The 16,916-nt window shown below is 36.1% G+C and carries 12 protein-coding genes; 3 read left to right on the top strand and 9 right to left on the bottom strand.

Features of this window, described 5'->3' with window-relative positions; all coding sequences use genetic code 11:
* Position 1: 1 nt before the first annotated feature.
* Positions 2 to 424, bottom strand: coding sequence for a Na(+)/H(+) antiporter subunit B (locus OB_RS15845; protein WP_011067505.1), 423 nt, complete (start codon positions 422 to 424; stop codon positions 2 to 4).
* Positions 411 to 2,828, bottom strand: coding sequence for a Na+/H+ antiporter subunit A (locus OB_RS15850; RefSeq protein WP_011067506.1), 2,418 nt, complete (start codon positions 2,826 to 2,828; stop codon positions 411 to 413). Before OB_RS15850 ends, OB_RS15845 begins: the two co-directional genes overlap by 14 nt.
* A gap of 562 nt (positions 2,829 to 3,390) precedes the next feature.
* On the opposite strand from OB_RS15850, the gene OB_RS15855 reads away from it, so the two are divergent.
* Positions 3,391 to 4,080 (top strand): hypothetical protein, encoded by a 690-nt coding sequence (locus tag OB_RS15855; protein ID WP_011067507.1) that lies wholly within the window; start codon positions 3,391 to 3,393, stop codon positions 4,078 to 4,080.
* A gap of 115 nt (positions 4,081 to 4,195) precedes the next feature.
* Here OB_RS15855 and OB_RS15860 read toward each other — a convergent pair whose 3' ends face one another.
* The gene (locus OB_RS15860; RefSeq protein ID WP_011067508.1) at positions 4,196 to 4,981 is read right to left on the bottom strand and encodes a carbon-nitrogen family hydrolase; all 786 of its coding nucleotides are present in this window, start codon (positions 4,979 to 4,981) and stop codon (positions 4,196 to 4,198) included.
* 248 nt (positions 4,982 to 5,229) lie between these two features.
* On the opposite strand from OB_RS15860, the gene OB_RS15865 reads away from it, so the two are divergent.
* Positions 5,230 to 5,859: an NUDIX hydrolase gene (locus OB_RS15865; RefSeq protein ID WP_011067509.1), complete on the top strand. Its 630-nt coding sequence runs from the start codon at positions 5,230 to 5,232 to the stop codon at positions 5,857 to 5,859.
* A gap of 29 nt (positions 5,860 to 5,888) precedes the next feature.
* Here OB_RS15865 and OB_RS15870 read toward each other — a convergent pair whose 3' ends face one another.
* From OB_RS15870 to OB_RS15885, 4 genes are all read right to left on the bottom strand, one after another.
* Complete coding sequence (locus OB_RS15870) at positions 5,889 to 7,748, bottom strand: DUF2207 domain-containing protein (protein WP_011067510.1); 1,860 nt, start codon at positions 7,746 to 7,748, stop codon at positions 5,889 to 5,891.
* Positions 7,749 to 7,844: 96 nt separating this feature from the next.
* Positions 7,845 to 9,749, bottom strand: coding sequence for an ATP-dependent DNA helicase (locus tag OB_RS15875; RefSeq protein ID WP_011067511.1), 1,905 nt, complete (start codon positions 9,747 to 9,749; stop codon positions 7,845 to 7,847).
* Positions 9,750 to 10,073: 324 nt separating this feature from the next.
* The gene (locus OB_RS15880; RefSeq protein ID WP_011067512.1) at positions 10,074 to 11,588 is read right to left on the bottom strand and encodes an acetyl-CoA hydrolase/transferase family protein; all 1,515 of its coding nucleotides are present in this window, start codon (positions 11,586 to 11,588) and stop codon (positions 10,074 to 10,076) included.
* Between the two features lie 133 nt (positions 11,589 to 11,721).
* Complete coding sequence (locus tag OB_RS15885; RefSeq protein WP_011067513.1) at positions 11,722 to 12,366, bottom strand: LytTR family DNA-binding domain-containing protein; 645 nt, start codon at positions 12,364 to 12,366, stop codon at positions 11,722 to 11,724.
* 258 nt (positions 12,367 to 12,624) lie between these two features.
* On the opposite strand from OB_RS15885, the gene OB_RS15890 reads away from it, so the two are divergent.
* Positions 12,625 to 13,686, top strand: coding sequence for an NAD(P)/FAD-dependent oxidoreductase (locus OB_RS15890; RefSeq protein ID WP_011067514.1), 1,062 nt, complete (start codon positions 12,625 to 12,627; stop codon positions 13,684 to 13,686).
* Between the two features lie 262 nt (positions 13,687 to 13,948).
* On the opposite strand, the gene xylB is transcribed toward OB_RS15890, so the two are convergent.
* Both xylB and xylA read right to left on the bottom strand, forming a co-directional pair.
* Complete coding sequence (gene xylB, locus OB_RS15895; protein WP_011067515.1) at positions 13,949 to 15,448, bottom strand: xylulokinase; 1,500 nt, start codon at positions 15,446 to 15,448, stop codon at positions 13,949 to 13,951.
* Between the two features lie 75 nt (positions 15,449 to 15,523).
* Positions 15,524 to 16,843 carry a xylose isomerase gene (gene xylA, locus OB_RS15900; protein WP_011067516.1) on the bottom strand — a complete coding sequence of 440 codons (1,320 nt, stop codon included), beginning with the start codon at positions 16,841 to 16,843 and terminating at the stop codon, positions 15,524 to 15,526.
* Positions 16,844 to 16,916: the final 73 nt, after the last annotated feature.

Genomic DNA, 16,916 nt, shown 5'->3' on the forward strand with positions numbered 1-16,916 from the left:
GTTATACATCCTCACTAATACTTAAAATAATCGTAACTACGACACCCACAACAGCTAATGCAACACCAGCTTCAAATAACATCACTGTTGCAAGTTCCGTTTCACCAAAGAAAGGCAAATCAAAATAATCAAAAGTTTGACTTAGAAATTCCTCTCCAAAAAGAAGTGCTCCAAAACCTGTTCCAACCGATAGAAGCGCTCCAAACGCTGCTACCTTTTTAAAATCAAATGGTAGAGCAGTACGAATTGTTTCAATATCATAAACAATAAATAACAATACGAAAGCAGAAGCTAATACAAGCCCTCCAATGAAGCCACCTCCCGGACTATGATGTCCAGAAAGAAACAAATAAACTGCAAGGGTGAGTATGATAAATGAAACAAGTTTTGCAACGGTACGAAGAATAACGTTATTTATCTTCATACTGCTCACCCTCCTTATTGTTATTCTTTAATTTAATAAATATATAGACACCTAGCCCGGCAATAAGTAGGACTATTACCTCCAGCATCGTGTCTAATGCACGAAAATCACCGAGAATAGCATTTACCATATTCTTTCCACCAGCAAGCTCATATGAGTCCTCGAAGAATTTCGAAATGGATTCAAATGTTTTTCCACTTTGGACCATTAATGCAATGACTGTAAATACCACACCAACACAAATGGAAATGACCAAATTAGTACCTCGTGTTTTCTTCGGGGTATCTTCTTTCTTCCATTCAGGGAGAAAGTAGTACGCTGCTAAAAATAGAACAGTGGTAACAGATTCTACAATTGTTTGTGTTAGAGCTAAATCTGGTGCTCTAAATAATACAAAGAATATCGCTACTCCAAACCCTAGAATACTATTTAACAGAATTGCAGTAAGTCGTGATTTCGCAAATAGGATTGCGATCGCCGCTGACATCATTGCTAGAGCAGTGATCAGCTCAAAATTAGAAATCGCAGCATTGGTAGGCAATTCAAATTGATATGCTTCGGTATAAATTAGGATTCCGCCTATAGCGATAATAAAGAATAAATAAATATATACTAAATAGTCTCTTAAATTTTGTGTCATATACGCATTTGTGAATCCAGTCGATTTTTCCTCTACTTGATCTAACATAAAGCTATAGAATACATTAAATGACCATTTTTGTGGAAATAGTTTATACACTCCTACCCAATACCTCTTAGTAAAGAATAATGCCAAACCAAAAAGCACCACTCCGATCGTCATAAATAATTCAGGTTCAAAGCCATGCCATGCATATATAGACTCGCTTAGCTCTGCACCTTCAGCGGCAAGATTCGGAAATATCCCAGCCATTGCGGGTGTAATTAAATTCTTTCCAATTATATTCGGGAAGAAGAAAATACCAATGACTAATAAAGCTAATATAATTGGTGAAACCAGCATCCCTGGTTTTGGTTCATGTGCAGGATGTTCTAATTTTTCTTCTTGATATGGACCTAGGAAAGTCTTTATAACGAGTATCATGGAATACACAAACGTAAATACACTTGCAACCCAAGCAATTATCGGCAGCAGGATCCCCCAAGTTTCTAGAGCGAAAAATTCTGCTTCACTTATATTAACAACTGCCATGAAGAACATTTCTTTACTTAAAAAACCGTTTAATGGCGGTAAACCTGCCATAGACAAGCTTCCAATTAACGCAATAGAGAATGTAACAGGCATCAGAGTAATTAATCCACCAAGTCGACGTATATCTCGAGTCCCTACACTATGGTCGACAATACCTACCACCATAAATAGAGCTCCTTTAAACGTAGAGTGATTTACGAGATGGAATAATGCAGCAAAAGAAGCACTTGTAAATGCAACCGATTCTGTGGAGTACCCTAAATTTAATGCGGCAGAACCAATACCAAACATACTCATAATCATCCCAAGCTGGCTAATTGTAGAATATGCGAGTAATGCCTTCAAATCTGTCTGTCGAACTGCATTAAAAGAACCCCAAAACAGCGTGAATAACCCTACACCTGTTACCGCCCAGAACCAAATAGATTCTCCACCAAAAACAGGAGTAAATCGAGCAACAAGATAGATTCCTGCTTTTACCATTGTCGCTGAATGCAAATATGCACTAACCGGAGTAGGTGCTTCCATCGCATCAGGTAACCATATATGAAATGGGAATTGAGCAGATTTTGTAAATGCACCGACCAATACTAAAATCATCGCCGCAATAAACAGATAATGATTATTAAATAAATTAACATTACCAATTACTTCCCGGATTGACCACGTGCCAGACATTTGACCAACCATAATGAATCCGACTAGCATGGCTATACCACCAGTAACGGTGATTAGTAATGATTTTTTCGCCCCATCTCTCGACCGCTTCCGTTGGTACCAAAAAGCTATTAAAAGGAACGAAGATATACTTGTCAGTTCCCAAAATACATATAAAACTAGCATGTTATCGGATGTTACCACTCCTAACATTGCCCCCATAAATAACATAAGGTATGTATAGAAGTGACCCAGTGATTCTTTGGATGAAAGGTAATAAATCGAATATAGAATGACGAGTGCACCTACACCAGATATTAGTAGGGAAAAAGTCAAGCTTAATCCATCTAGATAAGATGTAATGTTAATTCCGTAAGACGGTATCCAATTTAAGGTGATGGTGATTACATCTCCATTAGCTATAGTAGGGATAAATTGAGAAAAATAAATAAATAAACCAGTAGATACGACTAATGCAAACCAACCGACATGTATTCGCCGTACATATTTGTAAAGGAAAGGTATAATTGCTGCTGCAATAAAAGGAAAGATTATTGCAATAATCAATGTTGTCAAACTGTAACCTCCAATCAATAGGTTAACTTTACTGTTATCACACAAAAGTGTTAACAGGATATACTATTTAATGAATATCTATGACACCCATTTGTTGTGAAATAGGCGGGGTAATTGTAAACAAATGGAAAGACAAGATAAAAGTGGATGTACCCTGGTATAAATAAATGGTATTTAATCTACTCTAAATATGGTTACTCTGCTATAAAAGTTTATCCCACAATTTACATTAGTAATTATACAGGAAATCATTAGCAAGTGCATGCTTGAACACTTTACCACGATATAGACTAGAATTTCTTATTTTTTTCAAGTATGCTAGTAAAAGAATAGTTCCATGTATATGTTTTTAAAAAATAAAAATAAGGTCTATACGAATAAATAAATACGTGTTAGAATAATACAGTTTCATGGAAAATAACTAAGTTTCATATTTATTATAAACATAATAAACGTTACCATCCGGTTATACAAAAATAACTAAAAGGATTGTCCTTCACATTAGACTGCTAACCGGATTAAAATCGTTACATGAATATATTTAAAGAGGTGAGTTGCCGTTATGAAAAAAATTAGAGGCCGCATGGACGAAAGCATCCTTGTCTGCGTATACTATGGTCCAAATGGAGAGCGTTTAATCCGTCGTGGACATAAGCTTGCGCAAATCATGGATTGTCCTTTATATGTATTAACTGTAGATGCTTTACCTTACGATGAATTCGATGCAGAAAAATCCGGTTATGTAGAACGTTGGAAAGAACTTTGTGATGAACTTGATGTTGAAGACTTTATTATTAGAGATAATGAAAGGCGCTCATCCGTAAAAGCGATAAAAGAAGTAGCACACCAACATAATATTACCCAAATAATTATTGGCCAAAGTGCACAAAATCGCTGGGAGGAAATCACAAAAGGATCTTTTGTCAATGTATTACTTCGTGAAATTACATTTATCGACCTTCATATCGTGTCGGTTGATCGTACATTGAAAAGTACAGATGATATGATCTACGAAAAAGGCGTGCGTGGATTTTTGCAAAAAGATGAAGAAAAAGAAGCTTATCGCTTAAGTTTTGCACGTTCCAAGCATAATTTATATGAAGGCATTTTCTATAAAGAGATTGGCACCGACTTTAATAACGGTATTTTTAAATTCGTTAATAGTAAAGGTAAAACCTGTCAGGTTCATGTTACTGAAGATATTTGCACAGGAAAATTGACTGATCCTCCAAACGTTAAAAATAATAATTAATGATTAAAAGATCCAAGCCATTAGTCGCTCATTCCGATTAATCGTTTGGATCTTTATTTTGGAAAAATGGTCACTTGGTTCAACCAAAACTTAGCAACTTTGAAATTGATTGATTTTAATATAGTTCCGGAACCCTACTTTCAAAAATTGGTACATTCTTTCTGGCTTCCCTTACTTTCTGTAGATCAATATTATCAACAATCGTTTCCTCGTGATTTTCTGAACCTAATGTACGTATATCTCCCCATGGATTAATTACCAAGGATAGTCCACAAAATTCCACATTATTAAATATACCGACTCGATTGGCCGAAATAATAAAACATTGGTTCTCAATCGCTCTTGCTAGTTGTAAGTTTTTCCAATGATCTTTTCTTGCAGATGGCCATTCTGCCACAATATATATTACTTCAGCTCCGGATACTGCTAAGGAACGAGTAAGTTCTGGAAAACGAAGATCATAACAAATAATTAATCCCATTTTTATACCGTCTAATTCAAATGTACGTACCTTCTCTTCCCCACCATTTAAATAAGTAGGCTCATCTAGCATTGGAACTAAATGAATCTTATCGTACGTATAAACCTTTTCTCCGTTGCGATTTACAACAATTGCGGTATTATATATTTTTCCATTCCGTTTATTTGCTATGGAACCAGCTATGATATGCACTTGATTTTCTCTAGCTAACTGTTGTAAAAATGAACAAGTCGGTTCTTCTCCCTCATCAGCTACTTCATTTAAATCGGCAAGCGTATATCCCGTTGTCCACATTTCCGGAAGCACTATGATATCAATATCGTTCTTGGAAACTGTTTGTTCTATCCATGTTTTCACCTTTGTTCGATTTGCTTCTGGATTTCCTGGTACAATATCCATTTGATATATCGCATGTCTCATTCTACCCATCCCCTATCTCCATTTGTTTTATTGTATCAAAGTTGTAAAATTTTCAAAATCAGATACATGAATATGCTGCTTATTTGTATCCCAATCAGACTGCCGCTTTTAGAGGCATAAGGGTGGAACAAAATAATGCTAAAAGGAATTCGCTAGAAATAAAACCTCTAAAGTGACAGTCAACAGAAACAATTATAAAATAAAAGTATGGATATCATTAAATCCATGTTCTTACAGGAGGTAATGCAATGAATATTCAAGAAATATTTAACCAACTTCATGACCGAACTCCATCCCTCATGGGGCACGAACATTTCAAAGAATCCTCTGTAATCATCCCACTAATCGAAATAGATGGTGAAACTCACATATTGTTTGAAGTGCGTTCCATGCAAATGCGTAGTCAGCCAGGAGATATATGTTTTCCTGGTGGTCGAGTTGATTATACAGATAAGGACCCATCTCACTGTGCGATTAGAGAAACAATGGAAGAACTTGGCCTTTCGGAACAAGATATTACTGAACCAATCCCCCTAGACTATATCGTGAATGACCTTGGTAGAATTATCTATCCGTTTGTGGGCAGAATCATTCATCCTGACAAAATGACACCGAATCCAGCAGAAGTTGATCATACTTTTACAGTACCACTATCTTTCTTTTTAGAAACAGAGCCGAAAAGATATAAAGTACATTTACAAGTAAAACCAGAGGATAACTTTCCTTACCATCTAATTGTTGGCGGAGAAAATTATGACTGGCGTATCCGTCATGTTGAGGAATTGTTTTATCATTATAACGATCAGGCCATCTGGGGATTAACCGCCAAAATATTGACTCATTTTATTGAACTTATTAAAACAAACGAAAGGAGCTAGCACAATAACTAGCTCCTTTTTTCTATTCATCAAAACGCTCCCGCGCCTCCACCACCTGTACTGCTAGTTGTATTATTATTACTAGAGCTACTAGCATATACAGCTGGATTTATCATCATATTACTTGTATTAAATGTACTCGCTGTTGCAGTAGGATTATATATTAATGGAAAAGTAAGTTTCAATTCCTCAGGAAGATTTAATTCTTTACATACTTTTGTGAATTTACCCTCTGCTCCAATGACAATCGCATACTCTAATATTCGTTCCATCTTATCTGGTTCAGATGAAGTAGGATATCGATTTGTTGCAAATAAATGAGATGCATGTCGTACGGCATATTTCCGCTTTCGAATTTCCTTTATCCAGTAGTTAGCAGGAATAATCAACACAACCAACCCTGTAATTCCATAAAAAACGAGAGATAAAATAGTACCAGTATTAATTGTAAAGAATAAAGTAGGAAAAATTAAAATATAGAAATATAGTATCCACAATATCCATTTCTGTCGACGGAACCAAATACTAAGAATCGCTAGAACACCAAGTATTATAGTTAATACCCATTGTTCCGTTTGAGAAATAGGTTGAATCGTTAGAAGATGATAACACAAACCACTTACAGCAATCGTTGAGAGAATTGATAATACCGTAAATCCAGCAAAAGGGCGACGTAAATTTTGAAATCGATCTTGTTTCATTACGATATCTTTCCACTTTTGGAATTCATTATGGAAAATTTCTGCTTTCTCTTCTTTTTCTTTATCGGAGAGATCCTTATCTTCTTGTATGGATTCAAGGAGAAAATAGGCACCTTTCTCATCACGCTTTGTAAATAACCATTTCTTTAAAAATTGATCTGCCTCATTTAGTTGCGTCTTAGATTTCCCCCATGAAAACCGATACGTATTTTCTCCTTCCGTCCTCTCCGAAGGTACTTGCGACATGGTAACAATACCTCTTTGTTTTAATGAGAATAGCGCAGCAATAAAGCTTTCCGGCATGAGGGAACCTTTTTTCAAGAAGCTATTCATTAAAGGGTCCGTATCCTCAAAAACCCGTATCAAATAATCAGAACCTTTATCTCCGCGATATCGATTCGGGTGCACAAAAAATAGATAAGCCCCCGCCAATAATACTACTACAATACCTCCCCAAATTACTGGAGTAATTCCGCTTGTTGCTGTATCTAAATGAAGAATACGATTTTCGAGTTCTTCTTCCGCTTGTAATATAGCTAATTCCATTTCTTTATGCTCATCGATCTCCATACCGGAGAGTTGCTCTGCAGGAAACAACATTCGTATTTCTGAATCCTTACCTGCCTGTAAAGTCGAATTCGTGTACTGTATACCACTATCAACAGCACTTACCTTTCCACCTTCATCATCATGCAAAAAATAATGCATATTCTCATCTGTTTGATGCGGCGTGTGGATAGAAATCATTACATTACCAAGATCGGTTTCATTATCACTATCAAAAAATGCATACGTTACATCAGCAACATCTTCATACTTCGTAACAGAGCCATGTACTTCATAACTGTACAATACTTTTTTCGTTTCATTATTTGATTCCGTATAAATTTTCCACATATCGTCATCTTCTTCAGTTGTTAGCTTCTCTAGACCTTCTGTTGATATAGCGGGATCATCACTTGTCGTTAAAAAAGCTTCAAAATCTTTAACATCGGAATGAATTGACCGGGTTGTACCTTCATATGAACCGTCAAAGGTATATGTATACAATTCTTGTACAGTAATCCTACCGTCTTCTTGTATGTGAGCATCAATTTGTACTTCATCAATTGTAAACGAGCGATCATCTGAACAACCGCTAATAATAACAACCATGGATAACATCATTATAATAAAATATTTTTTCATCGTATCACTCCACCTCTATTAAGCAATACGTTTATCTGATAATAAAAGTTTCAAAAAACTCGAGCAATGCATCCACATCACTCGAGTATTACTTCATCAATTATTTAATAATGAATCTAGCACCGTAGCATCCGTAGCATGTTTCCATATATGAACGACTCCTGAATCACTTTCTGTACGAATAAGACGACCAATTCCTTGTTTCATCCGTAACATCATGTACGGAATATCAATTTCATGTAACGAATCTTTGGTGTATTTCCGCTTTGCCTTGAATACAGGATCATTCGGCGGATATGGTAAGGAAGCAATAATAACTTGGCTAAGTGCTTTTCCTGGGATATCCAACCCCTCCCATAAATGATAAGCACATAAAACAGATGGTACATCATACTGAAATCTACGGACAATTTCGCTGATTTCTTGATCTCCTTCATAAAGCATTGCGTATTCCCAATTCTGCTTATTAGCCCATTGACGAAACTCATTCATATCTACTTCTGAACGGAACAGAACTAAGCTATGCCCTTGATTGTGATTTAACTGTTCTTGTATTCCTTTGAATCGCTCATCTGAATCCTGATAAGAATGAAGTGTTATTTCTCGATTTGATTCATAATCAAACGGAGAGTCCACCGAAAAATAATCGTACTGTCCAATACCTAAACTCTTTTGCAAATAGGAAAAGTCATTGTCCTGAGATAAAGTAGCAGAAGAAAATATAAACGGAATATTTTGTGAGAATACTTCTTCTCGTAATACTTTCTCCACCAACCTTGGCATAATAACAAGACTACTATTGGTTTCATCTTGTTCTAACCAGTAAATTCCTTCATCATCATTTAATAGAATAGATAGACCATAAGAAAAAAACTCTAGATATTCTTCGATAATCTTGGTATGGTAAGCATCAATTGTAAAAAGCTCTGCATCAAATACAAGCTGTTCTAATAATTCCTCCACCATTTTATCTAATCGTCTTGCCATTTCTAACATCGGTTCACTGCGAGGAATTTCTAATCGATCGGACCCTTCAATATTTATCGCACTACTGGTAATAACATCAAACCATTCATCATGTAGGGATAAGATATCCTCTGCTAATTGTAGTGATTCCTCTCGTACATCTTGACCAGTATATCCAGTCAATACACTTGTAATATTATTAAAATTAAAACGATAAGTAAGTCCTTTTTGTGCTGCAAACTCTAATAAATGTCCTTCATCAAAAATAACAGAACTTGCTTCAGGAAGCAGTGGCAATTGCCCTTCACGTTTACGTGATTCTTTTGTCCAGACATGCTCCATATAGAAATCATGCGAACAAATAATAAGATCTTGTGCATGACGATAGTATTCACGGTTTAAGGTTTGCGCACTTCGATGTCTCCAATCACATGTCGCACATTGTTTTAATGGATCCCAACCAATTTGTTCCCATTGTCGATCGGACACCCATGGATACTCTTTACGATCCCCATACCGATAAAAGGATTGCATCGAGACTCCTTGTTCAAATACAAAATCAGGGATTTGATCATGTACAGCTAATATATCTTCATCATTGATTTTCTCTATTAAAGGATCTAGTTTTTTCATACATACATAGTTTTCTCTTGCTTTTGCAAGTCTAACATCTACTTCTAAGTCTAGTGCTTTCTCTAACTTATCAATATCTCCGCCTTCTTTGACAAGCTGTTCGATCAACGTTTCATCGGCGCATGAAATAATTACAGGCCTCCCCATATAACGGGCATAACAAATTGCATATAGTAAATAAACGATTGTTTTGCCAGTACCTACGCCCGCTTCTGCAAACATCGTTCTTTTATGTTTAAAAGCTTGCTCCAGCTGAAAAGCCATATAAATTTGCTCATCACGGAGTTCAAAACCTTTTTCAGGCAATATATCATAGAAGACATCGCCAATATAATCTCCTAATCGTTCAAAAAATCTTTCGTTTTTTGAAACAGTAAATGGTAGTGATTTTTTTTCAGTCATTATAGACTCCTTCAACTAACGTATTTATCTGTGAGTCCAAAAAGGATATTTATCCCATACTTTTTGAACATCACCATTAAACAACCCTCATCGTACCATTATAGTCAATTTTCTAGCAAGTTATCATCCTTTTTCTATTAAATTCGTTTTTTCTAAAACAAAAGCGCTACCGATTGTTTATCATCCTAGGTCCTGGACGTGGCTAATTAACGTAATACGCTTATCCACAGATGCAAAATGTTATCATTTCCTAACACACCAAAAAGACACATGAATAGCCTGCCCGCTATACATGTGTCTTCTAATATAATATCCCCTTTTGTCTTACACTTGTGGCACTGCCGGCAGCATTGTTCCATGCTCTCGGAAGTTAGCATGCCAAGAAAAAGCTTTTTCTAGAACATGCGGAGTCTGCCCACCCCGTTCTAGCGCTTCTTGGTAATACTCCCATAACGCTTCCTTATATAAAGGATGCACACAATTTTCAATAATTTGCGGCACTCGTTCTCGTGGTGCTAATCCACGAAGGTCTGCATAACCTTGTTCCGTAACAATTACATCTACATCGTGTTCGGTATGATCTGTATGCGATACATATGGAACGATACTAGATATATCGCCATTTTTCGCAATCGACTTTGTAACAAAAATCCCCAATCTAGCATTTCTAGCAAAATCGCCTGAACCACCAATACCGTTCATCATTTTCGTTCCGCCAACGTGTGTAGAGTTCACATTGCCGTAAATATCAAATTCTAATGCTGTGTTAATCGCAATTAGACCCAGTCGACGAATGATTTCTGGATGATTCGAGATTTCTTGCGGACGTAAGACAAGCTTACTCTGATATTCCGCTAGATTACTAAACACATGCTTCATCTTGTCTTCTGATAACGTAATGGAACATGCAGAAGCAAAGCTCACTTTACCTGCATCAATCAAATCGAAGACAGCATCTTGAAGCACTTCAGAATAAACCGTCAAATCTTTAAACTCAGAGTCTAGCATACCATGTAATACGGCATTAGCAACAGAACCTATTCCGGACTGCAATGGCATAAGCTTCTCTGTTAATCGTCCTGCCTGAATCTCCTCCCTAAAGAAATTCAGTAGATGGTTCGCAATTTGTTGCGTCTCCTCATCTGGCGGAACAATTGTCGAAGCTGAATCAGGTTGATGCGTAAAAACTATCCCCTTAATTTTATCCGTATCAACCTGAATACCGACCTTACCAATACGCTGATCGACCTCTTTTAATGGAATCGGATCACGATCTCCTTGTTTCCCAGGACCATAAATATCATGCATTCCTTCTAATTCCATTGGTTGCGCAGTATTGAGTTCAATAATAATGTTATCGGCAGTTTCAGCAAATGCAACTGAGTTACCTACTGATGTACTTGGAATAATATAACCATTTTCTGTTACAGAAATTGCTTCTATTATGGCATAATCGACAGCCTCCATCGCATCACCACGAAGCATTTCTGATGTGTGTGAAAGGTGTTGGTCGACAAATAAATGTTCCCCAGCATTTATTGCCTTACGCATAGATGGCTCAGCCTGAAATGGAATTCTTTTATTAACGATTCCTGCTTCTGCAAACAGCTTATCGATATTAGATCCTAAAGATGCCCCTGTGTATACATTGACTTTGAGGGATTCTCCCGCTTCCGCTCTTTTCACCAGCGCAGTCGGAACCGCCTTTGCATCTCCCGCACGTGTAAATCCACTAAGCCCCAATGTCATACCATCTTTAATCCAAGAAGCTGCTTCTGCTGCAGTTACCACTTTTTGCCCTAATTCCTTGTTTTGTATGCGCTTTAATTTTTCTTCCATCCTAATCCTCCCCCCCTTTTTGCAATTGTTCTTTCATCTTAACTGATTTTTCTAATTAATCGGGAGATTTAGAAGAAAAAAAGAATAATGCGCTTAATATACAGCAATCGATGATTTAAACAGCATAATCCTGTTAAAATCCTAATAATTTTCGGAAATAACTAGAATATGATTGACTTACCGGCACTTGTTCCCCATTCTTCATACCGAGCATAAAAGTAGAATGAGTATCCGGATAAATCTCTTCTATATTATTCACATTGACAATATAAGAACGATGGCAGCGTATAAAGACATCTGTAGGCAGCATGAACTCAAACTCCTGTAATGTATTTGTGTGAAATCCAGCATAGTCTTGAGCTACAGCATATGTTTTACGTTCCTTTGCTTCTAAATAAATTAACTCAGAAAAAGGTATTGGTTTCCAACCGTCTTGACTACGTACGGTAACCACTGATTTCCCCTCTGTATAAGCTGGATAGATCGCAAGTACACAACCTTCCATTTCATCCTCATTATAATAAGGTACCGCCATACCATGATAAGGCACACCATATATATTTCGATCAATAAATTCGGATACTTTTTTATTTGTTGTAATTGCTTTATAAGCTAGCGTTCCTTTTTTTATTGGATCGCCTTCATGAATCTTCAAATCAATACGCTTACTTCGTCGGTAATAAACATATTCATGCTTATTTGTAATTGCAATTGATACTTCTTCCGAAAACAATTCTACCATTACATCTAATAATGAACTTAAACTTAGTTGCTTCATAGAACATTCCCCTTATCATTACTCTCATTAGATTATATCATGAATAAGAAATGACCCAAGGCAAGTACATTATTTTCACAATTTTGTTTGATAAAAAATTTATAGCTGCATTTAACTTCAAACAGTGTGACCTAAGTAATTCATATGAAATAAAATTGATTTAATCAATAATCGTTATAATCGAGATGACAGCTTAGTCAATATTTGATACTCTAGAACCTAGGAAGAAGGTTTCATACATATAAGGGGTGTGCTTGCATGAAGAAGGTCGTAATACTCGGGGGAGGATATGGCGGAATTAAAGTACTAGCTGGATTACTTAATCAGTCATTATCTGAGGATATACATATAACAGTTGTAGATCGAAACCCATTTCGTTCGTTAAAAACAGAATTTTACTCTATCGCAGCAGGAACATCAGCTGATCACGATGTTCGTGTGGAGTTTCCAGAAGATTCCAGAGTAAACTATCTGTTTCAAGAAATCACTAAAATAGATGTCGAACAAAAGCGAATTTTATTTAACGACCCAGACATCATTGTAGAATATGATTATTTAGTTATCGGAATTGGTTGTGAAGATAATTTCCACGGAATTCCAGGAGCAAAAGAATACGCAGAAAGTGTTCAAACTTTTTCTAAAGCTAGACATACTGGAGTAGCAATTGGAAACTTGAAGGCATACGGAAAAGTTTCCGTGATTGGTGCAGGTTTAAGTGGAATTGAAGTTGCTTCAGAAATAAGAGAAAGTAGACCCGATTTAAATATTCGTTTGTTAGATCGCGGTGCGAATGTATTAAAAGCGTTTGATTCAAAAATACAAGACTATGTTGAGCAATGGTTTATAAAAAATGATGTAGACGTTATCCATCATTCTACTGTGGAATATGTAGAGAAAGATGGCGTATGTAATAACGGAGTGTGTTATTTGAATGATGTTACTATATGGACTGCAGGAGTACAGCCAAATTGGCTAGTTCGCCAACTACCTTTCAAAAAAGACATACAGGATAAAGTTATCGTAAATGATTTCTATCAAGTACCCGAGGATCCAAATGTGTATGTCTTGGGAGATTGTGCATCAAGTGAATACTCTCCAAGTGGACAATTAGCTGGATTACAAGGTGAACAAATAGCAGAAGTGCTATTATCCATCCTCGCAGACAAAGAACCAAAACAACCAAAACCTTTAAAATTAAAAGGTACGCTTGGTTCACTAGGAAAATCAGACGGATTTGGCAATATGGTAAAAACACCATTAACTGGACTCTTACCTCGACTTGCTAAAACAGGCGTCTTATGGCTAAGTAAACGACATTAATTTTATATCACCCATGAACTCAACTTAGATTGCCATCATCCATGGTAAAGAGAGTTGAGTTTTTATTTACCATAATCGGTAACTCGAACAAAACATACGTCAGTAAAATCCCTCATAAACATAAACAAGCAAAAAGAGGATCGGTAGACTGTTTACCCGCTCCTCATATATTTAATAGCTTCTGAAGTTCACACTATGCAAACATATTCAAATTCTAAAATAAAATGTATGAAATTTATCATCTAACTCATTCCTGAGAAAGTTAATTTCTAAATTCACGAAGTTGTTTGTTTATTTTAGTAGTTGATGAATATACTTCCTTGTACAAAAGGAATAAATCGTGATATACCTTAACGTTTTCCTCTATTGGTTTATATACCTTTTCTTCTTGAATAAAAACATCACCGCAGTCAGCTAAACTATTAAACCAACCAACTCCGACACTAGCAATCATTGCTGCTCCCATTCCTGGTCCTTGCTCACTCGTTAATCGAATAACATTTGCTTGAAAGATATCCGCTTGCATTTGTAGCCATAAATCACTTTTTGCTCCTCCACCTAGAGAAATAATAGATTCTATTTTCTTTCCACTTTCCCGTAAGATAGTTACACTTTCTTGCAAGGAAAAGGTAATCCCTTCTAAAACTGCTCTAGTGAAGTGTTGACGCTTATGGGATGCGTCTATGCCAATAAAACTCCCTCGAATATTTGCGTCCACATGCGGGGTTCTTTCTCCATTTATATACGGTGTAAATAATAAACCATTAGCTCCAGGATTTACAGTAGATGCTTCTTGTATTAATTCATCAAAACATATATCATGTGCAAATGTCTCCTTAAACCAAGAAAGGCTGTGACCTGCAGCAAGTGTTACTCCCATTGTATAAAAAGCATCAGGAGCTCCATGATTAAAGTAATGAACTTTACCTTCAAATTTTTTATCACCCGATTCTTCATAACTAAGCACAACACCGGAAGTACCAATACTAGCTAGAGTTTTCTCCTTACTAAGTACACCTGAACCAATAGCTGCACAAGCGTTATCCGCTCCTCCAGCAAATACTTTTGTTGCCATGTTTAACCTCGAATTCGTTGATGCTTCTTCTGTTAAAGTTCCTACTTCTTGGATTGAATTTATTAATTCAGGACAGATTTTAGTTGGAATTTCAAATAATTCACAGATTTCTTTACTCCACCTATTCTTCTCTACATCCAACAGTAAGGTTCCTGCTGCATCAGAATAATCCATGTGTAATTTTCCAGTTAGTTGATAACGAACATAATCCTTTGGTAATAAAAAAGTCGTTGTTTTTGCAAAATTAATTGGTTCATGCTTTTTCACCCATAATAATTTAGGAAGAGTAAACCCTTCTAGCGCTATATTCTTTGTAATTTCTAGTAATCGATCTTCCCCTAAAATACTATAAATTTCTTGGCATTCTTCGCTAGTTCTCGTATCATTCCATAAAATTGCGTTACGAATAACTTGATTTTTATTATTTAATAGTACTAAACCATGCATTTGTCCAGCAAAGCTTAACCCCGTAATTTTAGCAGGGTCAACCGCATTATCCGTTACTAATTCTTTAATCGCTTCATATGTTTGACTAACCCATTCATCAGGATCTTGTTCAGCATAGCCAGTTTTTTCTTGTATTAATGTTAATGATTTCGTTTTTTCATATTCTACTTTACCTTTTTTATTTACAAGAAGTACTTTAACACCACTTGTTCCAAGATCGACACCTAATACATATGACATCTAACATATCTCCTTTCATATAAACACAATCACATAGAGCAGACTCTGCTGCTCTATGTGATGATTGCACACCAATTATGCAAATGTCGTTAACAAATATTGATTGATTTTATTCTTAATAACTTCCAATTGACCTGAAGGTTGTGTAATTTCAGATAGTGTTAAGGCGTGTTTCTCTAATTGATGGAAATCTGTTTTTCCAGAAACAATATCTCTCCCTATCCCTTGGTTAAAAGAACGGTAACGATCCTCAACAACATTCTCAAGCACCCTATCATCCATTAACCGCTGCGCGACTTTCAATCCTATTGCAAAGCTATCCATTCCTGCTATATGTGCATGGAAAAGATCTTCTGCTGTGAAGGAACCTCTTCTGACTTTGGCATCAAAGTTCAAACCACCTTTTCCTAACCCATCATTTTTTAGAATTTCATACATTGCTAATGTGGTCGTATATATATCAGATGGAAATTCGTCCGTATCCCACCCTAGTAAAGGGTGTCCTTGGTTTGCATCAACAGATCCAAGCATATTATGAATACGTGCATAATGTAACTCATGTTCAAATGTATGACCTGCTAACGTTGCATGGTTTGCTTCTATATTAAATTTAAACGTATCTTGTAAATCATAGTTTTGCAAAAATGCGTACCCGCTAGCTACATCGAAATCATACTGATGACTAGTAGGTTCTTTTGGCTTCGGTTCAATTAAGAATTGTGCATTAAAATCAATTTCATTCGCATAATCTTTGGCCATATGGAAAAAGCGTGCTAAGTTATCCAATTCTAGCTTCATATTTGTATTAAGTAATGTTTCATATCCTTCTCTTCCGCCCCAGAAAACATAGTTTTCAGCTCCAAGTTCTTTACCAACCTCTAGCCCTTTCTTTACTTTCGCTGCTGCATAGGCAAACACATCCGCATTATTAGAAGATGCTGCTCCATGAACAAAACGAGGATGTGTAAAATTATTCACTGTATTCCAAAGTAATTTTGTTTTACTATCTTTCATATACTCTTTAATCATCGCTACAACAGTATCTAGATTTTCATTAGATTCTTTTAAACTACTTCCCTCTGGAGCAATATCTACATCATGAAAACAGAAATAAGGAATTTGTAATTTTTCAAAAAACTCAAATGCTGCTTCCACTCTTGCTTTTGCTAAGTCCATTCCATTGAACTTATCCCATGGACGTATTGCTGTGCCATTTCCAAATGGATCTGATAAGTCTTCTGTAAACGTATGCCAATATGCGACCCCAAATCGAAGATGCTCTTCCATTGTTTGTCCATTAATGGATTCCGTTGGGTTATAGAATTTAAAAGCGAATGGATTGTCAGATTTTGCTCCTTCATACTGAATGGTTCCAATTTCATTAAAATAACTCATCATTAATTCCTCCTCAAAATGTTTGTTTATCTAACAAACAAAGTTGATAGATAAACAGATTGTCCCTATACTA

Origin of the sequence: Oceanobacillus iheyensis HTE831, assembly GCF_000011245.1 — a bacterium.
GTDB classification, from domain to species: Bacteria; Bacillota; Bacilli; order Bacillales; family Amphibacillaceae; genus Oceanobacillus; species Oceanobacillus iheyensis.